The sequence below is a fragment of the Streptomyces sp. NPDC054847 genome (assembly GCF_053610925.1).
The window spans coordinates 1-19854 of the sequence record NZ_JBSGZJ010000087.1 but is presented as its reverse complement, the minus strand read 5'-3'; the positions used below and the strand labels follow the sequence as shown (position 1 = coordinate 19854).

Sequence of the window (19854 nt, the reverse complement as noted above, 5' to 3'; positions counted from 1 at the left end):
ATCCCGGAGGGCGCCGCTGCGCCCACCGGGATCACGGTGGGGGGTTGCCGAGATCGTAAGCCGGTTCGAACGGTGTCGTCCCTTCCCTGAGGGCTTCTTCAAGAAGCCATAAGGAAGGCATCAGGCTCACGCAAGGTACGAAGGCGGCGAGGCCGCCGCGGTGGGGCCGGGGCCCCGGGTGCCTTGTGGGGAACACGGGACTGTGGCATACAGGTCTGGACCAATGCCCGTCGTCCGTCACGCGGAGGCCCGACCGTGCACCGTCCCCCCACCTTTGTCACGCCGCCCCGCCCCGCTGTCCTCCTTCTCACGGCCTGCACCGCCCTGGCAGCCCTCATGACCCTCACCGCCTGCGCCGGTGAGGCCCCGGACGACAAGCCGCCGTCGACGCCCTCCGGCGTGACCGCCCAGGCGGGCAGTGCCACGTCCGTACACGTCATGTGGGACAAGTCCTCCGACAACAAGGCGGTCACCGGCTACGAGGTCTACCGCAAGGGCACCAAGGTCAAGTCCCTGCCGGGCAGCAAGCACATGGTGGACGTCGACGGACTGGCGCCGCGGACCGCGTACAGCTTCACGGTGCGGGCGCGGGACGCGGCCGGGAACCTGTCGGCGCCCAGCGCCCCGATATCCGTGACCACCCCGGCCCCCGCCCCGGACGACCGCCGGGCCCCGAGCCGGCCGGCGAAGGTCCAAGGCCGTACGGACGGCGGCACCGCGGTGACCCTGACCTGGGAGAGGGCCACGGACGACACCGGCGTCACCTCGTACGACATCTACCAGGAGGACTCACGCGTCCACAGCGTCAGCGGCACGCAGACCGGCGCACGCGTCACCGGCCTGCGGCCCGGCACCGTCTACACCTTCACCGTCCGGGCCCGCGACGCGGCGGAGAACTCGTCGCCGGACAGCGATCCCGTCGATCTCACCACCCCGTCCGCGCCGGGCGGCAGCGGCGGCAGCACCGCGCCCACCGATCTCGAGGCGAGTGCCCGCAAGGGCGCCGTCGAGCTGCGATGGACCCCGCCGCGGACGGGCGCCCCGGTCAAGGAGCACCAGCTGTATCTGAACGGCAGGTTGGCGACCACCATCGTCTGGGGTGCGGAGCCGCCCGCCGGGACGGCCGTGTACACCATGACCGTCACCGACGAACCAGGCACCCGCTACAGCGTCAAGCTCCGGGCGAAGCTGCCTGACGGCAAGTGGGGTGACTTCTCGGCCCAGCGGACGGTGGTGGTCCGCTGAGGAGGCGGAGTGCGCGCGCCTCGTGCCGCGGCGACGGCCGACGCTACGCGCCCGTGACGCCGTCGATGCTCTCCCGGAGCAGATCCGCATGGCCGTTGTGGCGCGCGTACTCCTCGATCATGTGGACAAGGATCCAGCGCAGCGACACTCCTTCGCCGCCGAGCACCGCCGCGTTCTCCTTCGAGAGCGTGCCGGAGTCGTCGAGCGAGGCGTCCGCGATCAGCTCACGGCTCCGGTCGACCTCGGCCTGCCACGCGGCCAGGGCCTCGTCGATCCCGCGGTCCGCGGCGAGGGTGTAGCCGAATCCGCCGTCCTCGCCGTAGAGCAGCGGTACGTCGTGGCCCGCGAACACGCGCTGGAACCAGTTCCGTTCGACCTCGGCGAGGTGCTGGACCAGGCCCAGGATCGTCATCGACGACGGTGTCACGGAGGCGCGGCGCACTTGGTCGTCGTCGAGGCCGGCGCACTTCAGCGCCAGCGTGGCACGGTGGAAGTCCAGCCAGCTTTCCAGCATGGCCCGTTCACCGGCGTGCGGGGGCGGGATCGGGCGTCCATCGGGTGTCGTGTCCATACGGCACCCTCGCACACGCCGGTGACAGCCGACCTGACGTCGCCGCCCCTGCCGGACGGTGGGCTACTGCGCCGGCCTCAGCTCGGCCATCTCGTTCCAACCCTGGCCGGGCACCTCGACGTTGATGATCTCCGGAGTGGTGGCGATCGCGGTGGCCATCGACTCCATGCCCGCCCGGAAGTGGTCGGAGGCCACGTGCGCCGCCCCCGCGTCCGCGTCGGCGAAGGCCTCCAGCAGCGTGAACCTGTTCGGATCGTCGACACTGCGCGACCAGTCGTAGAAGAGGTTTCCGGGTTCGGCGCGGGTCGCGCGGGTGAAGTCGTCGACGATGTCGAGCCAGCGGTCGCTGTACTCGGGACGGACGGTGAACCTGACGGCGATGAAGATCATGGGTACACGTTCGCGCTCCGGCAGCCCGGGAACCATCTGTGACGCGCCGCATTCCGGCCCTGCCGGAAAACGTCCCCCCTGCCTCGTCGCACTGCGCGCCTCACCAGGGCGCGCCCGAAGCGGCCTGCGCCACCGCCGCCCGGATCTCCCCGTGCCGGCGCCGGAACTCTGCGGTCGGCAGCGACACCGACACGGCATGCAATACACCGTCCGCACCGCCGGGCCGCTCGCGGAGCGTCGTGGCCAGACAGGTGAACGCCGGGTCCGCCTCGCCGATCGATACGGCGAAGCCCTGCCCCCGCACCCGCGCCAGCTCGGCCTCGAACCGCTCGGCGCCCGTGATGGTGCGGTCGGTGAAACGGGCCATGCCGTGCTCGGCGAGGTACCGCCGTCGCGCCGCCCGTGGCAGTGCCGCCAGCAGCGCCTTGCCGTGGGCGGTCGCATGCGCCCGCGTCTCCGGCCCCGGCACGAAGGGATGGGCGACGTCCGTGACGGGCACCGTGCTGTCGATCATGACGATCCGGCCGTCGCGGTACGCCGTGAAGTACGCCTCCGCCCCGGTGGCCCTCCGCAGCCACGGCAGCAGCTCGGCCGTCTGCGGCCCGAGCCCCAGGTGCCGCCGGAAGGACCGGTGCAGCGCGGGCACCCGGGGCCCCGGGGCGTATCCGGCGGTGGTGCGGACCAGGTGCCCGCGGGCGGTGAGCGGCGCCAGCAGGTGGTACACCGTCGACAGCGAGCATCCGAGCCGCCGTGCGAGCGCCTTCGCCCCGACCGGCCCCGGAGCCTCCGCGACGGCGTCCAGGATCTCCAGCGCGCGGTCGACCGACTGCGGCCCGGTGGGACCGACGGGCTTGGCCATGCTCATGTTCCTTCCGGGGGCCGACGTTCCGCCGCTGACTCCGTCCGAGCCTAAAGCCCCGAAGACGATCGGTCCGGGCCGGTCCCGGCCGGCGCGGCCCCAGGACCGATACGTTGCCCTCCGCGTACGGGTGACCGACGACGGCACGCGGCTGACCCCCGAAACCTGACCGGCAACGCACGGCCCGATCGCTCCGGCGGCTCACTCCCGGTCTCCCCGCCTCACCGGCAACGCTTGTGCATCCGGCGGGGCAGGCAGATTCTGAAGAGGATGAACGGGTCTGTGCAGGCTGCGGGCACGTGGGACGCGGCAAGCGCCTGGCGGACATGGAGATCGGTGGAGGGCGAGGATCTCCGTGGCCCGCTCGACATCGCTGTCGCCGCCACGGTGGTCCTCGATGCCCTCAACAAGGTCATCGGGTGGAGCCCGGCGGCCGAGGCGCTGCTCGGATACGGACCCGAGGACATCCTCGGCCGGCCTGTCGACGTGTTCCTGTGCGGAACCGCGCTCACGGTCGGGTCCGGCACGCCGCCCGGCCCGTCGGAGCCCGCACCGGCCGCTGCTCCGTCCACGGGAGACCCTCCCTCTGCGGTCTCCGCCCCCGCCCCGGAGCCCGGCGCTCCGGGGCTGCCCTTCCGCGGCCACGAGCCGCGGCTCGCGCGGCACCGCGACGGGCACGGCGTCCCGGTGGAAGCGGCGGTGTCCGAACTGGCCGGCGACGGGACGGCCGCGCGGGTTCTCGTCCTCGCGGAGTCCGAGCGGCTGCGGGTGTGGGAGTCCCGTCTGGCGATGCTCGACGGCCTGGCCACCCAGTCACCGATCGGACTGGCGATCTACGACACGGATCTCCGGCTGGCCTGGGCGAACGCCGCCTCCAGCGCGGAGATCGGCCGGCCGTTCGCCCAGTACCGGGGCACGCACGCGGACGAGCTGTACCCGGGCGGCACGCTCGTCACCGAGGGTTACCCGCGCACGCTCGACGGGGTCATGCGCCAGGTCCTCGACACCGGCGAACCCGTGCTCGACGTGCACTTCCTCGGGCAGCTGCCCAGCGATCCCGGCAGGGAGCACCTGTGGTCGTGCTCGTACTACCGGCTGGAGGACGCGGAGGGCCGGGTGCTGGGCGTCTGCGAGGACGCCTTCGACATCACCGACCGCTACGACGCGCAGAACAGGCTGGCCCTGCTGGTCGAGGCCGGGCGCCGTGTCGGCACGACCCTCGACGCGGTGGTCACCGCGCAGGAACTCGCGGACGTGGCGGTGCCCGGCTTCGCCTCCGCGGTCGAGGTCGACATCGCACCGGGCGTCCTCGAAGGCGGCGAACCGGAAGCGGGCTGGCCACCGAGAGGCGGCTTCATCAGGGTCGCCAGGGCGCCGGCGCGGGCCGGCCGCACGGTCCGCGAGTACCCGCCCGGGACTCCGCAGCTCCGCAGCCTGTCCTCCGGCGGCAAGGTGGTCGACGAGAACGCGCTGGTCGTACCGCTGCGCGTCGGCTCCGAGACGCTGGGTCTCGTCACCTTCACCCGTGAGGGCCGGCCGGCGGTCTTCGACAACGGCGAGGTGGCCCTGGCCGACGAACTGGTGGCCAGGGCAGCCGTCTGTATCGACAACGCCCGCCGCTTCACCCGCGAACACGCCGCGGCCCTCACCCTCCAGCGGGAGCTGCTCCCGCAGCACCTTCCCTGGCACTCCGCCGTGGAGGTCGCGCACCGCTACCTGCCGACCGACGGTGCCACCGGGGTCGGCGGCGACTGGTTCGACCTCATCCCGCTCTCCGGCGCACGCGTCGGGCTCGTCGTCGGCGACGTCGTCGGCCACGGGCTGCCGGCCGCGGTCACGATGGGACGGCTGCGCACCACCGTGGAGGCCCTCGCCGAGCTGGACATGGCGCCCGACGAACTCCTCGCCCGGCTGGACGACCTGGTGGTGCCTACCTCCGACGCGTTCCAGGTGCCGGGGGAGGAGCGCACGGGAGAGGCGGCGGGAGCGTACGTCGCGGCCGGCCCGCATCCCGACGTGACGACGGGCGCGACCTGCATCTACGCGGTCTACGACCCGGTTTCCGGCCGTTGCACGATGGCACGGGCCGGGCATCTGCCGCCGGCGGTCGTGGCCATGGACGGCTCGTACCACTACCCGGAGCTGCCCGCGGGACCGCCACTGGGACTCGGCGGGCTGCCGTTCGAGTCGATGGAGATCGACCTGCCCGCGGGCAGCCTCCTCGCCCTGTTCACCGACGGTCTGGTGGAGGCCCGGGACCGCGACATCGACGAGCGGCTCGACATGCTGGGCCAAGTGCTGGCCGACCACCGGGACCTGCCCCTGGAAGAACTGTGCGACCGGGTGATCACCGAGCTCCTGCCGGGCGGCACGACCGCCGACGACACCGCCCTCCTCCTGGCCCGTACCCGCGAGTTCGACGCCGGCCAGGTCGCGATGTGGGAGCTGCCCGCGGAAGCGGTGGCGGCCGGACGCGCACGGGAACTCATCACCGGGCAGCTCAGCACCTGGGGCCTCGAGGAACTGGCGTTCTCGACCGAGCTGGTCGTCAGCGAACTGGTCACCAACGCGGTCCGGTACGCGGAGGGACCCCTGCAACTCCGCCTGATCCGCGACCGCACGCTCCTGTGCGAGGTGGCGGACACCGGCCACACCTCACCCCACCTGCGGCACAGCACCGCCGAGGACGAGGGCGGTCGCGGCCTGTTCATCGTCGCCCAGCTCGTCCAGCGCTGGGGCACCCGCTACACCCGCTCCGGCAAGACGATCTGGACGGAACAGGCGTTCCCGGACGGCGTGCCCACGGCGTGAGCGGCCGCGACACTGGGCGCATGGCCGCGTCACGACACCCCCGCGCTCCCCTCGACCGCGTGGAAGTCCTCTGTGCGACGCTCGACCGCACGGACCTCGTCGACCGCGATACCGCGAAGGAGGCGGTGCGTCGCGATGTGGCGGCTGACGAACTCGGCGACCTCTTGGAGGCCGGCTGCCTCGAACAGGCGGATGCCGAACGGGTGGTGGCCGTTCTCGTCGAGGCGGTCACCTCGCAACGTGACCGCGACGTACAGGAGGCCGGCCTCAACGCCCTGTCGCACGCGGTCGTCCGCCACCGGATTCCGTACGCGCTCCTCGGGCCGATCGCCGACGTCACGGCGGTGCTGCACCCGCGGGAACTGACCTACGTGCCCTTCATCCTCTCGGCCACCCATGAGCCCGCGGCCAGGGCGGCCGTCGAGCCGCTGCTCCGTCACCCCGACGCGGAGGTACGCGCGGAGGCCGCTCACGCGATCGACGAGCTCGACGCCGTGGCGGCCTCCGGGGCGGACGGAACGGCCAACTCGGCGGCACGCGCAGGCAATTCACGCTGACTCGTGCCCGTAAGGGGCATACTGCGCGACATGTCTCCGAAAAGCTTCGCGCCCACCACGGCTCCCCGCAGCCTGCGGGATCCCGTCTTCCTCACCGCGCGGCTCAAGGCAGTACGTACCGGTCCGTCGGTGCGGCCGCTCAACGACTGGGTGGCCGACCTGCGTGAACGGCTGGGTCAGGGTGAGTCCGTTCCGTGGTTCGACCCGGCCTCCGGCGGAGTCGAGGCGCGCAGCCTCTTCCTGCTGGAGGCGCCCGGCCGGACGGCCGGGGGCAGCGAGGCGGGCCTGCGGCGTACGGGCAGCGGAATCATCTCCGTCGACAACAACGACCCGACCGCCCAGAACTGCTGGCTGCTGCGCCGCGAGGCAGGGCTGCCCTATGAGCACTCCCTGCACTGGAACGTCGTGCCGTGGTACCTGGGCACGGCCGACCGGATCACCACGGCGGGACGTACGGAAGTACAGCGCGCGGTGCCGTTCCTCCACGAAGTGATCTCGCTGCTGCCGAAGTTGGAGGTCGTCGTGCCCATGGGCCGGAGCGCCCAGGCAGGCTGGGCCGCGTACGTCGCCCGCTACGCCCCTGCGGTCCGCACCCTGGCGACCTGGCACCCCAGCCCCCGGGGCCTCGCCTCCCGCCCGGCGGCGCGGCCGGAGATCCTGCGCACCATGCGCGAGGTGGCCCGGCTCACGACGCCGGAGGGCGCCGAGGCGCCCTGACGCCGCAGGCGGTCACTCGCGCCCGGGCGGTGTCAGTGGGGTCTTCTACGCTCCCGATCATGAGCAGATGGCTGAGCAACCCCGACACCCTGCTGGACCAGGCCGCGGTCCACCGCGGGTTCGCCGAGCGCGGAGACCTTGCCGGGCTGGCACGGTCGGTCATGGAGGCCGCGTGCCACAACGGATCCATGACGGGGCCGGGTGCCGAGGCCATGACGTGGCTGCGGAGGCTGCCGGACCGTGACCGGCTGGAGCTGGCGGGCATCTGGGCCGAGTGGCATGCGCGTACGGGGGCGGGGGAAGAGCCGTCCCCCGAGGCCTTCCGCAGGAACACCTCTTACCTCAGGGCCGAGTTGCTGGTGGTGGCGACCGGCGTGGCCCGCGGCCTCGATCCGGAGCTGATGGCCGCGGAGCGCCAGTCCGTGCTCACGCGACTGGGCGGCGAGTACGTGGCGTTCGGGCACCGGGAGTGGGAGCTCGCGGACGCCGAGATCGAAGCCGGACGCATACCCGGCCCGGCGGTACTCGCCGCGTTCCGGCGCACCGTGATCGACTACCACGCCGAACCGGCCCTGCGTGAGTTGCTGACCCGCTTGCCGGGTCCCGTGCTCAACCCGGGCGAGGCATGGGCCGATCAGGCTCTCGAGGACGCGGTGGCGGGCGGTGGGTCCTGGCAGCGGTTGCTCGGCCACAGGGCCCCGATCAGCGCGGGTGCGCCGTCGGCCAAGTGGCTGGACGCCGGCCGGGAGCTGCTCGACGCGGCGGGTCCGGAGTCGGTCCGTCGGCGTGTGCACGGCTGGTTCGAACTCGTCGGCCGGGAGCGCACCGTGCCGCTGCGGGGCTCGCAGGGCACCGCGGCCTACGACCCGTACAACGTGCAGGCGCTGCGCGCGCTCGCGTGGCTGCTTTCGCTGCTGCCACCCCGTGACGACACCTGCGACGCGCTCGCCCGCCTGGTCGGGACCTCGCTGAGGGGGCTGCCGCGTTCCGGTGCGTACGCCGTGAGGGTCGCGGAAGCCGGCGTGGTGGCGCTCGCGCGCATCGGCACCGGGGACGCACGGCTGGAACTGGACGGGCTGCGCAGGCATGTCACCCACAAGACGGTCCTGCGTCGCATCGACCGCGCCTTGGCCGCATGAGAAGGCGCACGGCGCTGCCGACGGAAAATGCCCGGACCCGCCCCGCCGGGCTCTGTTAGCCTCCCCGCATGACCACGCACGCGTTCCCGATGATGCCCCGCAGACGGGGCCGCTGAGTCGGACGTGTGACGTACCGAGGCCCCGGAGACGGGGCCTCTTTCGCGTATGTGCAGGTGGAAGCCCCGCCCGGGACAGGAGGAGGCTTCCATGACCGCTACCCGTACCTACATCACCACGACCATCCCGTACGTCAACGCCCGGCCGCATCTGGGCTTCGCCCTGGAACTGGTCCAGGCGGACGTGCTCGCCCGGCACGGCCGGCAGTCCGGCGAGCAGGTCCGTTTCCTGACCGGCACGGACGACAACTCCCTCAAGAACGTCCTCGCGGCGGAGGCGGAGGGCATCGGGGTCCAGGAACTGGTCGACCGCAACGCCGACGCGTTCGCCGCCCTGCGGGGGCCGCTCGCCCTGTCGTCGGACGACTTCATCCGCACCAGCAGCGACCCGCGCCACCGCGCCGGTGTGGAGCGGCTGTGGCAGCGGTGCGCCGACGCGGGGGACCTGTACCGCAGGCATTACGAGGGGCTGTACTGCGTCGGCTGCGAGCAGTTCTGGACCCCCGCCGACCTGGACGAGGGCCGATGTCCCGACCACGGGACAAAGCCTCAGACCGTATCCGAGGAGAACTGGTTCTTCCGGCTCTCCCGCTACGCCGGCACCCTGCGGGAACTGATCACGGACGGACGCCTGCGGATCGAACCCGCCTCACGCCGCAACGAGGTCCTCGGCCTGATCGAGGGCGGTCTGCACGACTTCTCCGTCTCCCGCTCCCAGAGCCGCGCCCGCGGCTGGGGCATCCCCGTCCCCGGCGACCCCGACCAGGTCGTCTACGTGTGGTGGGACGCGCTCGGCAACTATGTCACCAGTCTCGGGTACGGCACCGGGGACGAGGCGTTCGACGAGTGGTGGCACGGGAGCGGCAGGCGCGTCCACCTGGCGGGGAAGGGCGTGCTCAGGTTCCATGCCGTGTACTGGCCGGCGATGCTGCTGTCTGCCGGGCTGCCGCTGCCGACCGACATCCTCGTCCACGACTATCTCACCGTCGACGGCCGCAAGATCAGCAAGTCGAGCGGTACGACGGTCGATCCGGCGGAACTGGCCGCCGATGCCGGCACGGACGCGGTCCGCTGGTGGCTGCTGCGTGACGTACCCAGGGTCGGCGACGCGGACTTCACGCGGGACCGTCTCGTGGACCGCGCCAACAGCGACCTCGCCGGGGGGCTTGGCAACCTGGTGAACCGTGTCGTCACCATGGTTCACCGTTACCGTGACGGCCGTCCTCCGGCTTCGCGCCCCCTCGCGCTCACCTCGAAGCCATTGGCCGAGGCATGCGAGGACAGCCCCCGGCTGATCGCGGCGGCCCTCGCCGGCTTCGACTTCCGCCGGGCGGCGGCCGCGGTGTGGACGATCGTGGAGGAGGCCAACCGCTGCATCGACGCCACACGGCCCTGGGAGTCGGCCAAGGCGGAAAAGGCGGGAGACCCCCACGCGGGGGAGCGCCTGGACCGGGCTCTCGACGCCCTCCTGCAGGCATGTCTGGTGCTGGGCGACCGGCTGGACCCCTTCCTGCCGGGGGCCGCGGCCCGTATCAGGGAGCAGTGCACGGCCGTCGGCGGAGTCCTTCCCGCGGCCGCTCCGCTGTTCCCCCGGATCGAGGTGTGACGGGTCCGTCGTGCCACGGGGCCGTCGGGGAGGCGTTGACCTGCTCCGACGGCCCGTCCCGGCCCTGTCCGGTGACGGTGGTGTGAGTGAAGGATGATGCTTGTGCAGGGTCCCGGGTCCCTTGTGGTGTCGCAGTGTGACTAATATTCACGCGTCGGAGCGCACCTCGAATTTGACCAGCCGTCAGGTCGGTCCCTCGTCAAGGAGCATTGCCCTGCGCACGCGCGCCTCACGGCGGACCGGCTCGACGTCCATGTCCCTGCGGACGGCCCTGCTCGTCCTGGCCTTCGTCCCCGGTATCGCACTGGTGGCCCTGTGGGGCGTCACCAGCGGCCAGACATTATTCGACTTTCAACGACAGGCGGCCCAGGGGCTGTTGGCGGAGAAGGCCGGCCAACCGTCCAACGTCGTCTACTACAACCTCCAGGAGGAGCGACGCCTCAGCGCCGAGGTGCTCGCCCGCCGCGACGGCGCCGCCGCGGACCTGGCACGCAAGCGCGAGCTGACGGACGAGGCGGTCGACCGCTTCCGGTCCCTCTCCGACGTCACCGAGGACGACGCGCCGCGCGAGGTCCTCGACGCGGTCGCCGGAGCGCGGCAGGCGATCGGCCAACTCCCCGCCCAGCGTGCCCTCGTGGACAGTGGTGACCGGGATCAGCAGGAGGCCGTGTACGACTACTACACGGACCTGATCGCCGTCGACCTGAAGCTCTTCACCGCGCTCAGCCACGTGGACAACGGGCGTATCACCACGCTGTCGCAGCCCCTCGTGGACCTGTTCTGGGCCAAGGAGATGATCTCCCGCTCCGACGCCCTGCTCGCCCGCGGCTGGGGCCGGGGCAGGCTCAGCACCGAGGAACACCAGCAGTTCCGGCAGGCCGTGGCCGGCCAGTCGTTCGTGCACACCACCAAGGTGGTGCCCTTCCTCCCGGACGACGAGAAGGCCGAGTGGCTGGCGATCACCGGCAGTTCGGCCTGGCAGGCGAAGACCCGTGTCGAGGACGCCGTACTGCGCCCCGCGGACCCCGATGCGTCCGGCGACATCAGGCTCCGCGCCGAGGAGAAGACCTGGCGGGACGCGATGGACACGCTCACGCCCCAGCTGAAGAGCCTCATGGAGCACCGGACCGCCCGAGTGGTCGAGGAGGGCAAGGGCAGTGTCATGTCGCTGCTCTTCCGGATGGTGCTCACCACGGTCGTCGGCCTCCTCGCCGTCGTCGCCGTCATCTGGACCACCTGGCGCCTCACGCGAAACCTGCGCCGCCGCATCAGCCGCCTCCAGGAACAGGCGGAGGCACTGGAGAAGGCCCTCCCCGATGTCGTCGAGCGGCTCGGCCAAGGAGAACGCATCGACGTCGAGGCCGAGGCACGAGCCATCCGGCAGGACGACCAGGACCGTGCCTCCGACGAGCTCACCCGCCTCGGCGAGGCCCTCAACCTCGCCCGCACCAGCGCGCTGGAGGCCGCGGTCCGGCAGGCCGACCAGCACCGCGGGTTCGAGCGGCTGCTCCAGCGCATCGCCCGCCGCACGCAGCAGCTGATCGGCCAGCAGCTCAAGAAGCTGGACGAGCTGGAGCGCCGGCACGAGGACCCCGAGGTGCTCGACGGCCTCTTCGACCTCGACCACCTCACCGCCCGGCTCCGGCGTTACGAGGAGAACCTGGTGATCCTCGCGGGCGGGTCACCGCACCGGCGCTGGCGCAAGCCGGTCCCGCTGCTCGACGTGATGCGTTCCGCCCAGGGCGAGGTGCAGGACTACCGCCGCGTCATGCTGGACCTCGACGGCAGTCCCTGGCTCTCGGCACGGGCCGTCGGCCCGGTCTCGCACGTCCTGGCCGAACTGATCGAGAACGCGCTCGCCTTCTCCCGCCCGCCGAGTCCGGTCGAGGTCAGGGCCGCGGGAGTGAGCCGCGGACTAGCCATCGAGGTGGAGGACCGCGGCCTCGGCATGGAGGAGGACCAGCTCGCCGACGCCAACGAACTGATGCGCCGCCCGCCGCGGATGGACGTGCTCGCCCACTCCGACGACATCCGGCTCGGCCTGCACGTGATCGCACGGCTCGCCTCCCAGTACGGGCTGCGGGTCGAGTTCCGCCCGTCGGCGTACGGCGGCACGCGGGCCGTCGTCCTCGTCCCCCACGAGCTCACCGTGGCCGGGCCCGGTCCGGAGGCGCCGGCTCCTTCTGCGGTGCCGGTCCACGCCGTGGCGCCCCTCGCCGACCCCGCCGCCCCCGTGGCGGACACGGACGCGCTGCCGACCCGTGTGCAGGGCAGGGCCCTCGCCGACGTCACGGCACTGAACCCGGCCGCCGCGACGCCCTATGAGCCCGCCGCCCCGCCGTACGCCGAGGAGCCGGGGCACCCGTACCGGAACGACCCTGAGCCGTACGGTAGTCCGGCGGATCCGCACGGGAACGGCCCCGGACCGTACGCGGAGTTCGACGGGCCGTACCCGGATCCCGACGTGGGCCACGAGGCGCCCGGGCAGCCGTACGAGCACGCGGAGCCGCCGTACGGCCACACGGAGCCGCCGTACCGTCCGGCACCCGCCGAGCCGTACGGGACGTCCGAGCTGTACGCGACTCCCACCGAGCCGTACGGGACGTCCGAGCTGTACGCGGCCACCCCCGAGACGTACGGGACCCCCGCCCTTCCGTACGGGACCCCCGCGCAGCCGGGCGCGGGGACGGACCTCTCGCACGACGGCGCCGGCGAGCCGGCCGGTGCCGTTCAGGGACTGCCCGGCCTCCCGGCGCCGACCCCGGAACCTCCGCTGCCGCGCCGGGTGCGGCAGGCCAGTCTCGTCGACGAGCTGCGCGTCGCCCCCGCCGACCGGCCGGTGCCGCCCAGGCCGCCGCGCTGGCAGGACGACCCGCTGCTTCGGCCCGCCCCGCGCCGGGCCGGCGCCACGATCGGCGCCTTCCAACGCCGGTCCCGGGCCGCCCGCGCGGGCGACGCGCCCACGGACCCGGCCGGCCCTCCGGACCGGCCCGACTCCACCGCACCGACCCGTCCCACGAGAGAAGAACGGTCATGACACGCACAACCGCCACCCACCAGGACCTGGACTGGCTGCTCGACGGTCTGGTGGACTCGGTGGCAGAGACCCGGAACGCCGTCCTGCTCTCCGACGACGGGCTGGTCGTCAGCCACTCGCGGTCCATCGAGCGCTCGGAGGCGGAGCGGCTGGCCGCCATCTGCACCGGCCAGCAGAGCCTGGCCCGCGGGGTCGGTCAGCTCTTCGACGGCGGCGTCGTGCACCAGGTGATCGTAGAACTGGCCGACCTCTGGCTGTTCATCATCTCGGCCGGCCAAGGCACCCACCTCGCGGTCGTCGCGTCGCAGGAGGTGGACGCCGAAGTCATGTCGCTCGCCATGCACAACCTCGTCCAGCAGGTCGGCCAGAAGCTCGGCACCCCCGTGCGTGGGGAGTTCGACGCCTTCGGCACCGGGGAGGGACCGGTCGCGTGAACGCCGGCTGGGAGGACGAGGACGACGAGGCGCTGGGGGAGGACGGCTCGGGAACGATGGTCCGCCCGTACACCATCACCCGTGGCCGTACGGCCCCCGAGCGGGACGACTTCACGCTCATCACGGTGCTCAGGACGGCGGACGAGCCGCGCGACGGGCGTGGAGTCCCGCTGCGCCCCGGGCGGTTGCAGCCCGAGCACCGGATGATTCTCGACCGCTGCCGGCGGCCCGCGGCCGTCGCCGAGGTCGCCGCCGACCTCGACCTCCCCGTGTCGGTGACCAAGATCCTGCTGGCCGACCTCGTGGGCCAGGGCCTGCTCACCGCACGCGCGCCGCTGTCCGTGGCGCGGGCGGCGGGCGGTGCCGACAGGGGCCTGCTGGCCGCCGTTCGTGACGGACTCCGGAGACTCTGAATCATCATGACCATCAGTCAGGCGGCCCCCGCCGCCGTGAAGATCCTGATCGCCGGCGGGTTCGGCGTCGGCAAGACGACCATGGTGGAAGCCGTCAGCGAGGTCGCCCCGCTGCGCACCGAGGAGTACCTCACCAAGGCGAGCGTCGGCGTCGACGACCTGGCCGGCGTCGGCGACAAGGACACGACGACCGTCGCCCTGGACTTCGGGCGCATCACGATCAGCGACGAGCTGGTCGTGTACCTCTTCGGCACACCCGGCCAGGAACGCTTCTGGTTCATGTGGAACGACCTGGTCAACGGCGCGCTCGGCGGCGTCGTCATCGCGGACACCCGGCGTCTGGGGAGCAGTTTCGCCTCGATCGACTTCTTCGAGAGCCGGGACATCCCGTTCGTGGTGGCCATCAACTGCTTCCACGGGCACAACACTCGTACGGCGGAGGAGATCAGGGTCGCGCTCGACCTCGATCCGCACGTGCCGCTGCTGATCGGCGACGTCCGGCGTCGCGACTACGGCAAGGACGTGCTGCTCGCCCTGGTCGACCACCTGATGAGCCTGCCCGCCGCGGTCTGAGCAACCGCGGCCGGCGCCGGCCCTGTTGCCCGCTCGCTTCCCGCCCTGGCCCCTCCCGCCCTGTTCCTTCCCGTTCCGGGCCCTTCCTGCTCTGGAGACTTCTGAGATGGCATCACCCCTGCGCGTCCTCGTCCACGGCGGCGGCATCGGCGGGCTCACCCTCGCCACGGCACTCGCACGGCGCGGCCACACCGTGGAGGTCGCGGAGATCCGCGACAGGCTCGACGCGCTCGGTGTAGGCATCATCCAGCCGTCGAACGCCCTCCACGTGATGCGTGAGATCGGCGTACTCGACGACTGCCTGAAGGCGGGGTACGAGTGGGAGGTCCTCACCATCGCCGACCCCGCCGGGAACACGCTCGCGCGCATTCCGCAGCCCCGGATGGGCGACGCCCCCGCCAACAACGGCATCCCGCGGCCCGCGCTCGCCGCGGTGCTGGGCGCGGCGGCCACGGCGGCCGGCGCGACGCTCCGGTTCTCGGCCACCGTCACCGAGCTGCACGACGACGGCGAGGGCGTCGACGTCACCCTCTCCGACGGCTCGGCCGGACGCTGGGACCTGGTCGTCGGCTTCGACGGCATCGGCTCGCCGCTGCGCACCCGCCTCTACGGCGAGCGCTACGCGCCGCAGTACACCGGCTTCGCCAACTGGCGGGTCACCGTGCCGCGGCAGGCCCAGGTCGACGGCGTCGTGATGAGCACGGCGGGGCAGGACGGCAAGGCACTGCTCACGCCGATCACGGACGAGCTGATGTACCTGGGGGCCGTGTTCGCCGAGCAGGAGGACTTCCGTCCCGATCCGGAACGGGCCCACGAGCAGCTGGCCGAGCGGCTGGCGAAGTTCTCCGGCCCGGTGGCGGAGGCGCTCGCCACGGTCACCGATCCCGCGGCCGTCGTCTACTCGCGGATCTCCCAGGTGACGGTCGAGGAACCGTGGCACGTGGGCCGGGTGGTACTGGCCGGTGACGCGGCCCACGCCTGTACCCCGCACATCGCGCAGGGCGCGGCGATGGCCGTCGAGGACGCCGTCGTGCTCGCCGAGTCCCTCGACAGCGAGCCCTCGGTGCCGGCCGCCCTCGCGGCCTGGGAGGCGCGCCGCCGGCCCCGGGCGATGTGGGTGCAGGCCATGTCGCACGCGGTTCTCAAGCAGGAGACGGGCGGGGAGACCACACCCGACGAGGACGAACTCCTGAAGACCGGCATCCCGGGCGCGGCGCACGTACTGGCGAAGCCGTACTAGGCCGGAACCGGGCGTGTTGCGGGCCTGCACCGGCCCGCACCAGGCCCGGAAGCCCCCGAGCCGGGCTGGAATCGGCCCTGTTTCACGTCCTGTTCCGGGCCCGGACAACCCGGTACGGGCGACCGGCCACCGGCCTTCGCGTTGGTCCCCGCGCGGGGGTCCGCCTACGCCAGGGCGGCCACCACCACCTCGGCGGCTCGCGCGACGAGCCTGTCGTCGTACTCCGCCTCCTCGGCGGCGCGGCTGGACAGGATGGCGATGACGACCGGGGCGGCCCCGGGCGGCCAGGCGACGGCGATGTCGTTGCGGGTGCCGTAGCCGCCTCCGCCGCTCCTGTCGCCGACCACCCAGGTGTCCGGGACGCCGGCGCGTACGAGGGCGTCGCCCGTGGTGTTGCGCCTGAGCCAGTCGGTCAGCAGCGCCTTCTTCCCTGCGTCGAGAGTGTCACCGAGGACGTACTCGCGCAGGTCGCCGGCGAGGGCGCGCGGGGTGCTCGTGTCGCGGATGTCGCCCGGCGTGGCTTCGTTGAGGGCGGTCTCGAGACGGTCGGCGTGCGTGACCGTGTCACCCAGGGCGGCGAGCGTGGCCTGGAAGGCCTTGGGCCCGCCGAGCTCGTCGAAGAGGAGGTTCGCGGCGGTGTTGTCGCTGTAGCGGACGGCGGCGTCGCACACGGCGCGCAGTGTCATGCCGCTGTCGACGTGCTTCTCCGTGACCGGTGAGTGGTCGACGAGGTCGTCACGGGTGTAGCGGACGAGTTTGTCCAGGCCGGCCAGGGAGTTCCGCTCGAGCACCGCGGCAGCGGTCAGTGCCTTGTGGGTGGAGCAGTAGGCGAAGCGCTCGTCGGCCCGGTGGGTGACGGTCCGCCCGCTGCCCGTGTCGACGGCGTACACACCGAGCCGGGCATCGAACTCCCGCTCCAGCCGGGCGAATGCGCGGCCCGACGGCCCTGCGGACGCCTTCGGTGCCGGCGCCGTCCTGGATGACGCGGACGCACTCGGTGGCGCGGCGTCGGCGCGGGGGGCGGCGCATCCGGTGAGCGGGGCGGCGGCGAGGGCCGCCAGCGCGGTGAGCGAGGCACGACGGGAGATTGCCACAGAGATCCTCTTCGTACGCCTTCTGGTGGTCGGCCGTGCCCGAGGCTGTCCACCCAGCGGCGTGGAGCCCCGGTCACAGTGTCCGTCGTATCAAAGCGAGTTGAACGGGCCCGGCAGGGGCGGCGGCGTGTCGCACCCGGCGGCGAAGGGGTCAGGGGGCATGCTCCGGCAGGCCGAGGCAGCCCGAGGCAGCGCGTCCGGCAGTTTGGGTCCCCGGAACCGCCGGGTCCACATGCGGAAAAGCAGGTGATCGGCCCGCCTGGCCGGTGCTAACTTCATGCTGCGCGGGGCGGCTCCCGAGTGTGCTTCCTTCTGACTTCTTCTGATGAATCAGCGTGCTCACTTCCCGCCCCGCGCAACACCCGGCCACTGTCCGGGAGGGGGGATCCGAACATGTCCGTCACCGCCACCGCCAGGCCGCGCGCTCTCGCCGCCGTACTGCTGTCCCGCCGGGGCGCTGTCTACCTGCCCGGCACCGGCACCGGCGCCGTGTCCGACCCGGCCGGAGAGGCCGGCGCGGCACTGCTGGAGGCCGCCCTCGCCGACCGCGGCTACCTCGTCGCACCCGCTCTGCGGACCGCGTTCGCGGCGCTCGACGCGCGAGCCCTCGGAGCGGCGGGCCGTGCCCTGCTGCACGACATCGACCAGGCACTGGGCGCCGACCGGCCCCATGAGCCGCTGTTCAGCGGCTTCCCGGACACCACTCCGGCCGACCCGCACCAGTACTACGTCGACCGCGTGCTGACGGTGCTCTTCCAGGAGCCCGCGCAGCCGTGCGTGCTCTGCGGTACGGAGGCTTCCGTCGTGCCCGTCTCGCCGTGTGCGCACCTGGTGTGCGGTACGTGCTTCGACGGCGCCGACTTCACCGCCTGCCCGGTGTGCCAGCGCCGTATCGATCCCGCCGACCCGTTCCTGAAGCCCAAGCGCCCCCGGCGGCTGTTCGGGCGACGCGTGGCGCCCCGGCGCATGCGGCTGCTCTCCCTCGGCGGGGACCTGACCGCACGTCAGGCCGATGCCGCGTACGAACTGGACACCCTGCTCACGCGGACCGGCGCTCCGCGCCCGCAGGACGCCGACGACCTGACCTCCCTGCTGGCCGCACGTTCCCGCACCGGCCTGGACACGCTGCCCGCCGTCGTCCCCGGACGGGAGACGAAGGCCCGGCTCGTCGCCTGGCTGCTCGACGACCCCGAGGACCTGGCCGCGACCCTGCCGTACGCGGCCGGACTCGTCGACACCGCGACGGACGTGCTGCGCGTACTGGCCCTGCGCTCCGGCGGGGACGCCGGACTGGTGTCGGTCCCGAGGTTCGCGGCCGTGCCCCGTCCGCTGCGCCGAGGACTGCTGTCCCTGCTCGACGCGCTCGACCCGGCCCAGGCGGTCCAGGACATGCGACGCCACCGCCGCGCCTGGATCCACGCGGCCGAGCGTCTGCACCCCTTCGAGTACGCGGCCCGTCACCCGCGCGCGGCGCTGGCCTTCGCCGCGCTCCGCGGTACCCGCCTCGGGGACGACACCCTCTCCGCCGTGCTGCGCGCGGCGGCGGCCGACGCCGACGGCATCGACGCCACCGGACCGGTCGTCACCGCCCACAGTTGGAGCGCGCAGGTCGAGGCCGCCCTCACGTCGGCCGATGTCACCGGTGCCGTTGCGCTGCTCGCGCAACGCCCGGGTGAACTGGTCCGCAGGCTCGACCATCTGCTCCGGCTCGCCGACGGCAGGCAGACCGAGGGACAGGCGGTCGTCACCGCGCTGAGCGGCGTGATCGGCCGGGTGGCGCCGGCGGTGCTGCTGTCCGCGCTGGGCGCGATCCGCGTCCGCACGCGGGAACAGCCGGTGCGGGTGTTCTTCCCCAAGGGCGCGTCCGCGAAGGCGCACGTCGCGGACGACGGACGCGCGGCACTGACCGCCTCTCCGGTGCAGGACGTCGTCGGCGTACTCTCGGCGGAGCTGTCCCGCCGGGCGGGCACGGGGCAGCGCGTGGACACGGCGGTCCTCGACGCCGAACTGGCCGGTGTCATGGCTCCGTTCACCGAGCGCACCGCTTCCCGTGCCTTCGTGACCCTGCCGCGCGGAAGTGAACTGGCGGTGCCGGACGGCCGGACGCTGCGGCTGTTCCTCCACTGGACGGAGAGCGCCACCTCGGGCCGGACGGACCTCGACCTGTCGGTGGCGATGTTCGACGCGGACTGGCAGCAGGTCGGCGTCTGTGACTACACGAACCTGCGGTACGCCCGCGACGCGGCCGTGCACTCCGGCGATCTCCAGGACGCGCCGCCGCCGCTCGGCGCGAGCGAGTTCGTCGACCTCGACCTGGAGCGGCTCGCCGCGGCGGGGGTGCGCCATGCGGTCGCGGTCGTCTACTCGTACAACAACGTGCCCTTCGGGGACCTGGCGGAGGCGTTCGCCGGACTCATGGTCCGCGACGCGCCCGGAGGCGCGGGCCCGGTCTTCGAACCGCGCTCCGTCGAGCAGCGCTTCGACCTGACCGGCGGCGAACGTGCCTGCGTGCCGCTCGTCGTCGACCTGCGGGCACGGACCATGCGCTGGCTCGACGTCGCCAAGGGCGTGACCGGTACACAGCACTCCGTGTGGCGTCACTCGACGGCCCTGGCCACGCTGGGCCGGAGCCTCACCGGGCTGTTCGCGTCGGGGGCCCGCGTGAGCCTGGGCGAACTGGCCTGCCGGCAGGCCGCGGCCCGTGCGTCCTGGGTTGTGCTGCGCCGCGAGGACGCGGCCTCGGCCGTGTACGTACGCCGGGACGGTGAGGACGTGTCCGCCTTCGCGGCCCGCATCGGCTCACCGGACACGGACACGGACATGGGCGGGGATGCGGAGTGCCGTGCGTCCGGGGCGGGTCTGGCCTTCCTCCTGCGCGGGGACATCGAACTCCCCGACGGGTGCGAAGTCTTCGCGCTGTACCCGCAGCGGCTGGACGCGTCACGCGTGCGGCTGCTCGGCGCAGCGGACGTCGTCACGGCATTCGCTGCCCGCTGAGCACACCGGCCCGGCGGCCGCCGGGACCGCGGGGGGCGGGGGGACCCCGCCGCCC

The 19854-nt window shown here is 72.8% G+C and carries 16 protein-coding genes; 12 read left to right on the top strand and 4 right to left on the bottom strand.

The window, feature by feature from the left end; translation table 11 throughout:
• Positions 1 to 336: 336 nt before the first annotated feature.
• Positions 337 to 1245, top strand: a complete 909-nt coding sequence (locus tag ACWGH4_RS12565; protein WP_453459198.1) for a fibronectin type III domain-containing protein — start codon at positions 337 to 339, stop codon at positions 1243 to 1245.
• A 43-nt stretch (positions 1246 to 1288) separates the two neighbouring features.
• Here the strand turns inward: ACWGH4_RS12565 and ACWGH4_RS12560 are convergent, their stop codons facing one another.
• The 3 genes from ACWGH4_RS12560 to ACWGH4_RS12550 all read right to left on the bottom strand — a co-directional run bounded on the left by ACWGH4_RS12560 (position 1289) and on the right by ACWGH4_RS12550 (position 3065).
• Complete coding sequence (locus ACWGH4_RS12560; RefSeq protein ID WP_453459195.1) at positions 1289 to 1816, bottom strand: DinB family protein; 528 nt, start codon at positions 1814 to 1816, stop codon at positions 1289 to 1291.
• Between the two features lie 63 nt (positions 1817 to 1879).
• Positions 1880 to 2206: an antibiotic biosynthesis monooxygenase gene (locus ACWGH4_RS12555; RefSeq protein ID WP_441261492.1), complete on the bottom strand. Its 327-nt coding sequence runs from the start codon at positions 2204 to 2206 to the stop codon at positions 1880 to 1882.
• A 100-nt stretch (positions 2207 to 2306) separates the two neighbouring features.
• On the bottom strand, positions 2307 to 3065 hold the full coding sequence (locus tag ACWGH4_RS12550) for an IclR family transcriptional regulator (RefSeq protein ID WP_453459192.1): 759 nt from the start codon (positions 3063 to 3065) through the stop codon (positions 2307 to 2309).
• Positions 3066 to 3335: 270 nt separating this feature from the next.
• On the opposite strand from ACWGH4_RS12550, the gene ACWGH4_RS12545 reads away from it, so the two are divergent.
• The 10 genes from ACWGH4_RS12545 (at position 3336) to ACWGH4_RS12500 (ending at position 15708) form a co-directional block, all read left to right on the top strand.
• Positions 3336 to 5876, top strand: a complete 2541-nt coding sequence (locus ACWGH4_RS12545; RefSeq protein WP_453459190.1) for a SpoIIE family protein phosphatase — start codon at positions 3336 to 3338, stop codon at positions 5874 to 5876.
• Between the two features lie 20 nt (positions 5877 to 5896).
• Positions 5897 to 6433 carry a hypothetical protein gene (locus ACWGH4_RS12540; protein ID WP_453459187.1) on the top strand — a complete coding sequence of 179 codons (537 nt, stop codon included), beginning with the start codon at positions 5897 to 5899 and terminating at the stop codon, positions 6431 to 6433.
• Positions 6434 to 6463: 30 nt separating this feature from the next.
• A complete protein-coding gene (locus tag ACWGH4_RS12535; RefSeq protein ID WP_453459184.1) occupies positions 6464 to 7150 on the top strand; it encodes a uracil-DNA glycosylase in 687 nt (228 codons plus the stop codon).
• 59 nt (positions 7151 to 7209) lie between these two features.
• Positions 7210 to 8289: a hypothetical protein gene (locus ACWGH4_RS12530; protein WP_453459181.1), complete on the top strand. Its 1080-nt coding sequence runs from the start codon at positions 7210 to 7212 to the stop codon at positions 8287 to 8289.
• Between the two features lie 207 nt (positions 8290 to 8496).
• A complete protein-coding gene (metG, locus tag ACWGH4_RS12525) occupies positions 8497 to 10011 on the top strand; it encodes a methionine--tRNA ligase (protein ID WP_453459178.1) in 1515 nt (504 codons plus the stop codon).
• A 253-nt stretch (positions 10012 to 10264) separates the two neighbouring features.
• Positions 10265 to 13048: a nitrate- and nitrite sensing domain-containing protein gene (locus tag ACWGH4_RS12520; RefSeq protein ID WP_453459175.1), complete on the top strand. Its 2784-nt coding sequence runs from the start codon at positions 10265 to 10267 to the stop codon at positions 13046 to 13048.
• Positions 13045 to 13482, top strand: coding sequence for a roadblock/LC7 domain-containing protein (locus tag ACWGH4_RS12515; RefSeq protein WP_453459172.1), 438 nt, complete (start codon positions 13045 to 13047; stop codon positions 13480 to 13482). The genes ACWGH4_RS12520 and ACWGH4_RS12515 overlap by 4 nt, the downstream gene beginning before the upstream one ends.
• A 56-nt stretch (positions 13483 to 13538) precedes the next feature.
• Complete coding sequence (locus tag ACWGH4_RS12510; protein ID WP_453459204.1) at positions 13539 to 13895, top strand: DUF742 domain-containing protein; 357 nt, start codon at positions 13539 to 13541, stop codon at positions 13893 to 13895.
• 6 nt (positions 13896 to 13901) lie between these two features.
• Positions 13902 to 14468: a GTP-binding protein gene (locus tag ACWGH4_RS12505; RefSeq protein ID WP_453459169.1), complete on the top strand. Its 567-nt coding sequence runs from the start codon at positions 13902 to 13904 to the stop codon at positions 14466 to 14468.
• Between the two features lie 106 nt (positions 14469 to 14574).
• Positions 14575 to 15708 (top strand): FAD-dependent monooxygenase, encoded by a 1134-nt coding sequence (locus tag ACWGH4_RS12500; RefSeq protein WP_453459166.1) that lies wholly within the window; start codon positions 14575 to 14577, stop codon positions 15706 to 15708.
• A gap of 164 nt (positions 15709 to 15872) precedes the next feature.
• Here ACWGH4_RS12500 and bla read toward each other — a convergent pair whose 3' ends face one another.
• Positions 15873 to 16808: a class A beta-lactamase gene (gene bla / locus ACWGH4_RS12495; RefSeq protein WP_453459201.1), complete on the bottom strand. Its 936-nt coding sequence runs from the start codon at positions 16806 to 16808 to the stop codon at positions 15873 to 15875.
• A gap of 387 nt (positions 16809 to 17195) precedes the next feature.
• Here bla and ACWGH4_RS12490 point away from each other — a divergent pair, with 387 nt between their 5' ends.
• Positions 17196 to 19799: an MXAN_6230/SCO0854 family RING domain-containing protein gene (locus ACWGH4_RS12490; protein ID WP_453459163.1), complete on the top strand. Its 2604-nt coding sequence runs from the start codon at positions 17196 to 17198 to the stop codon at positions 19797 to 19799.
• Positions 19800 to 19854 lie beyond the last annotated feature (55 nt).

Coding starts and splice junctions, on each gene's coding strand:
- ACWGH4_RS12540 (WP_453459187.1), top strand. CDS start 5,897: ATGGCCGCGTCACGACACCCCCGCGCTCCCCTCGACCGCGTGGAAGTC.
- ACWGH4_RS12555 (WP_441261492.1), bottom strand. CDS start 2,206: ATGATCTTCATCGCCGTCAGGTTCACCGTCCGTCCCGAGTACAGCGAC.
- ACWGH4_RS12490 (WP_453459163.1), top strand. CDS start 17,196: ATGTCCGTCACCGCCACCGCCAGGCCGCGCGCTCTCGCCGCCGTACTG.
- ACWGH4_RS12515 (WP_453459172.1), top strand. CDS start 13,045: ATGACACGCACAACCGCCACCCACCAGGACCTGGACTGGCTGCTCGAC.
- ACWGH4_RS12535 (WP_453459184.1), top strand. CDS start 6,464: ATGTCTCCGAAAAGCTTCGCGCCCACCACGGCTCCCCGCAGCCTGCGG.
- ACWGH4_RS12500 (WP_453459166.1), top strand. CDS start 14,575: ATGGCATCACCCCTGCGCGTCCTCGTCCACGGCGGCGGCATCGGCGGG.
- ACWGH4_RS12545 (WP_453459190.1), top strand. CDS start 3,336: ATGAACGGGTCTGTGCAGGCTGCGGGCACGTGGGACGCGGCAAGCGCC.
- ACWGH4_RS12565 (WP_453459198.1), top strand. CDS start 337: ATGACCCTCACCGCCTGCGCCGGTGAGGCCCCGGACGACAAGCCGCCG.
- ACWGH4_RS12530 (WP_453459181.1), top strand. CDS start 7,210: ATGAGCAGATGGCTGAGCAACCCCGACACCCTGCTGGACCAGGCCGCG.
- ACWGH4_RS12520 (WP_453459175.1), top strand. CDS start 10,265: ATGTCCCTGCGGACGGCCCTGCTCGTCCTGGCCTTCGTCCCCGGTATC.
- ACWGH4_RS12510 (WP_453459204.1), top strand. CDS start 13,539: ATGGTCCGCCCGTACACCATCACCCGTGGCCGTACGGCCCCCGAGCGG.
- ACWGH4_RS12560 (WP_453459195.1), bottom strand. CDS start 1,816: ATGGACACGACACCCGATGGACGCCCGATCCCGCCCCCGCACGCCGGT.
- ACWGH4_RS12550 (WP_453459192.1), bottom strand. CDS start 3,065: ATGGCCAAGCCCGTCGGTCCCACCGGGCCGCAGTCGGTCGACCGCGCG.
- ACWGH4_RS12505 (WP_453459169.1), top strand. CDS start 13,902: ATGACCATCAGTCAGGCGGCCCCCGCCGCCGTGAAGATCCTGATCGCC.
- metG (WP_453459178.1), top strand. CDS start 8,497: ATGACCGCTACCCGTACCTACATCACCACGACCATCCCGTACGTCAAC.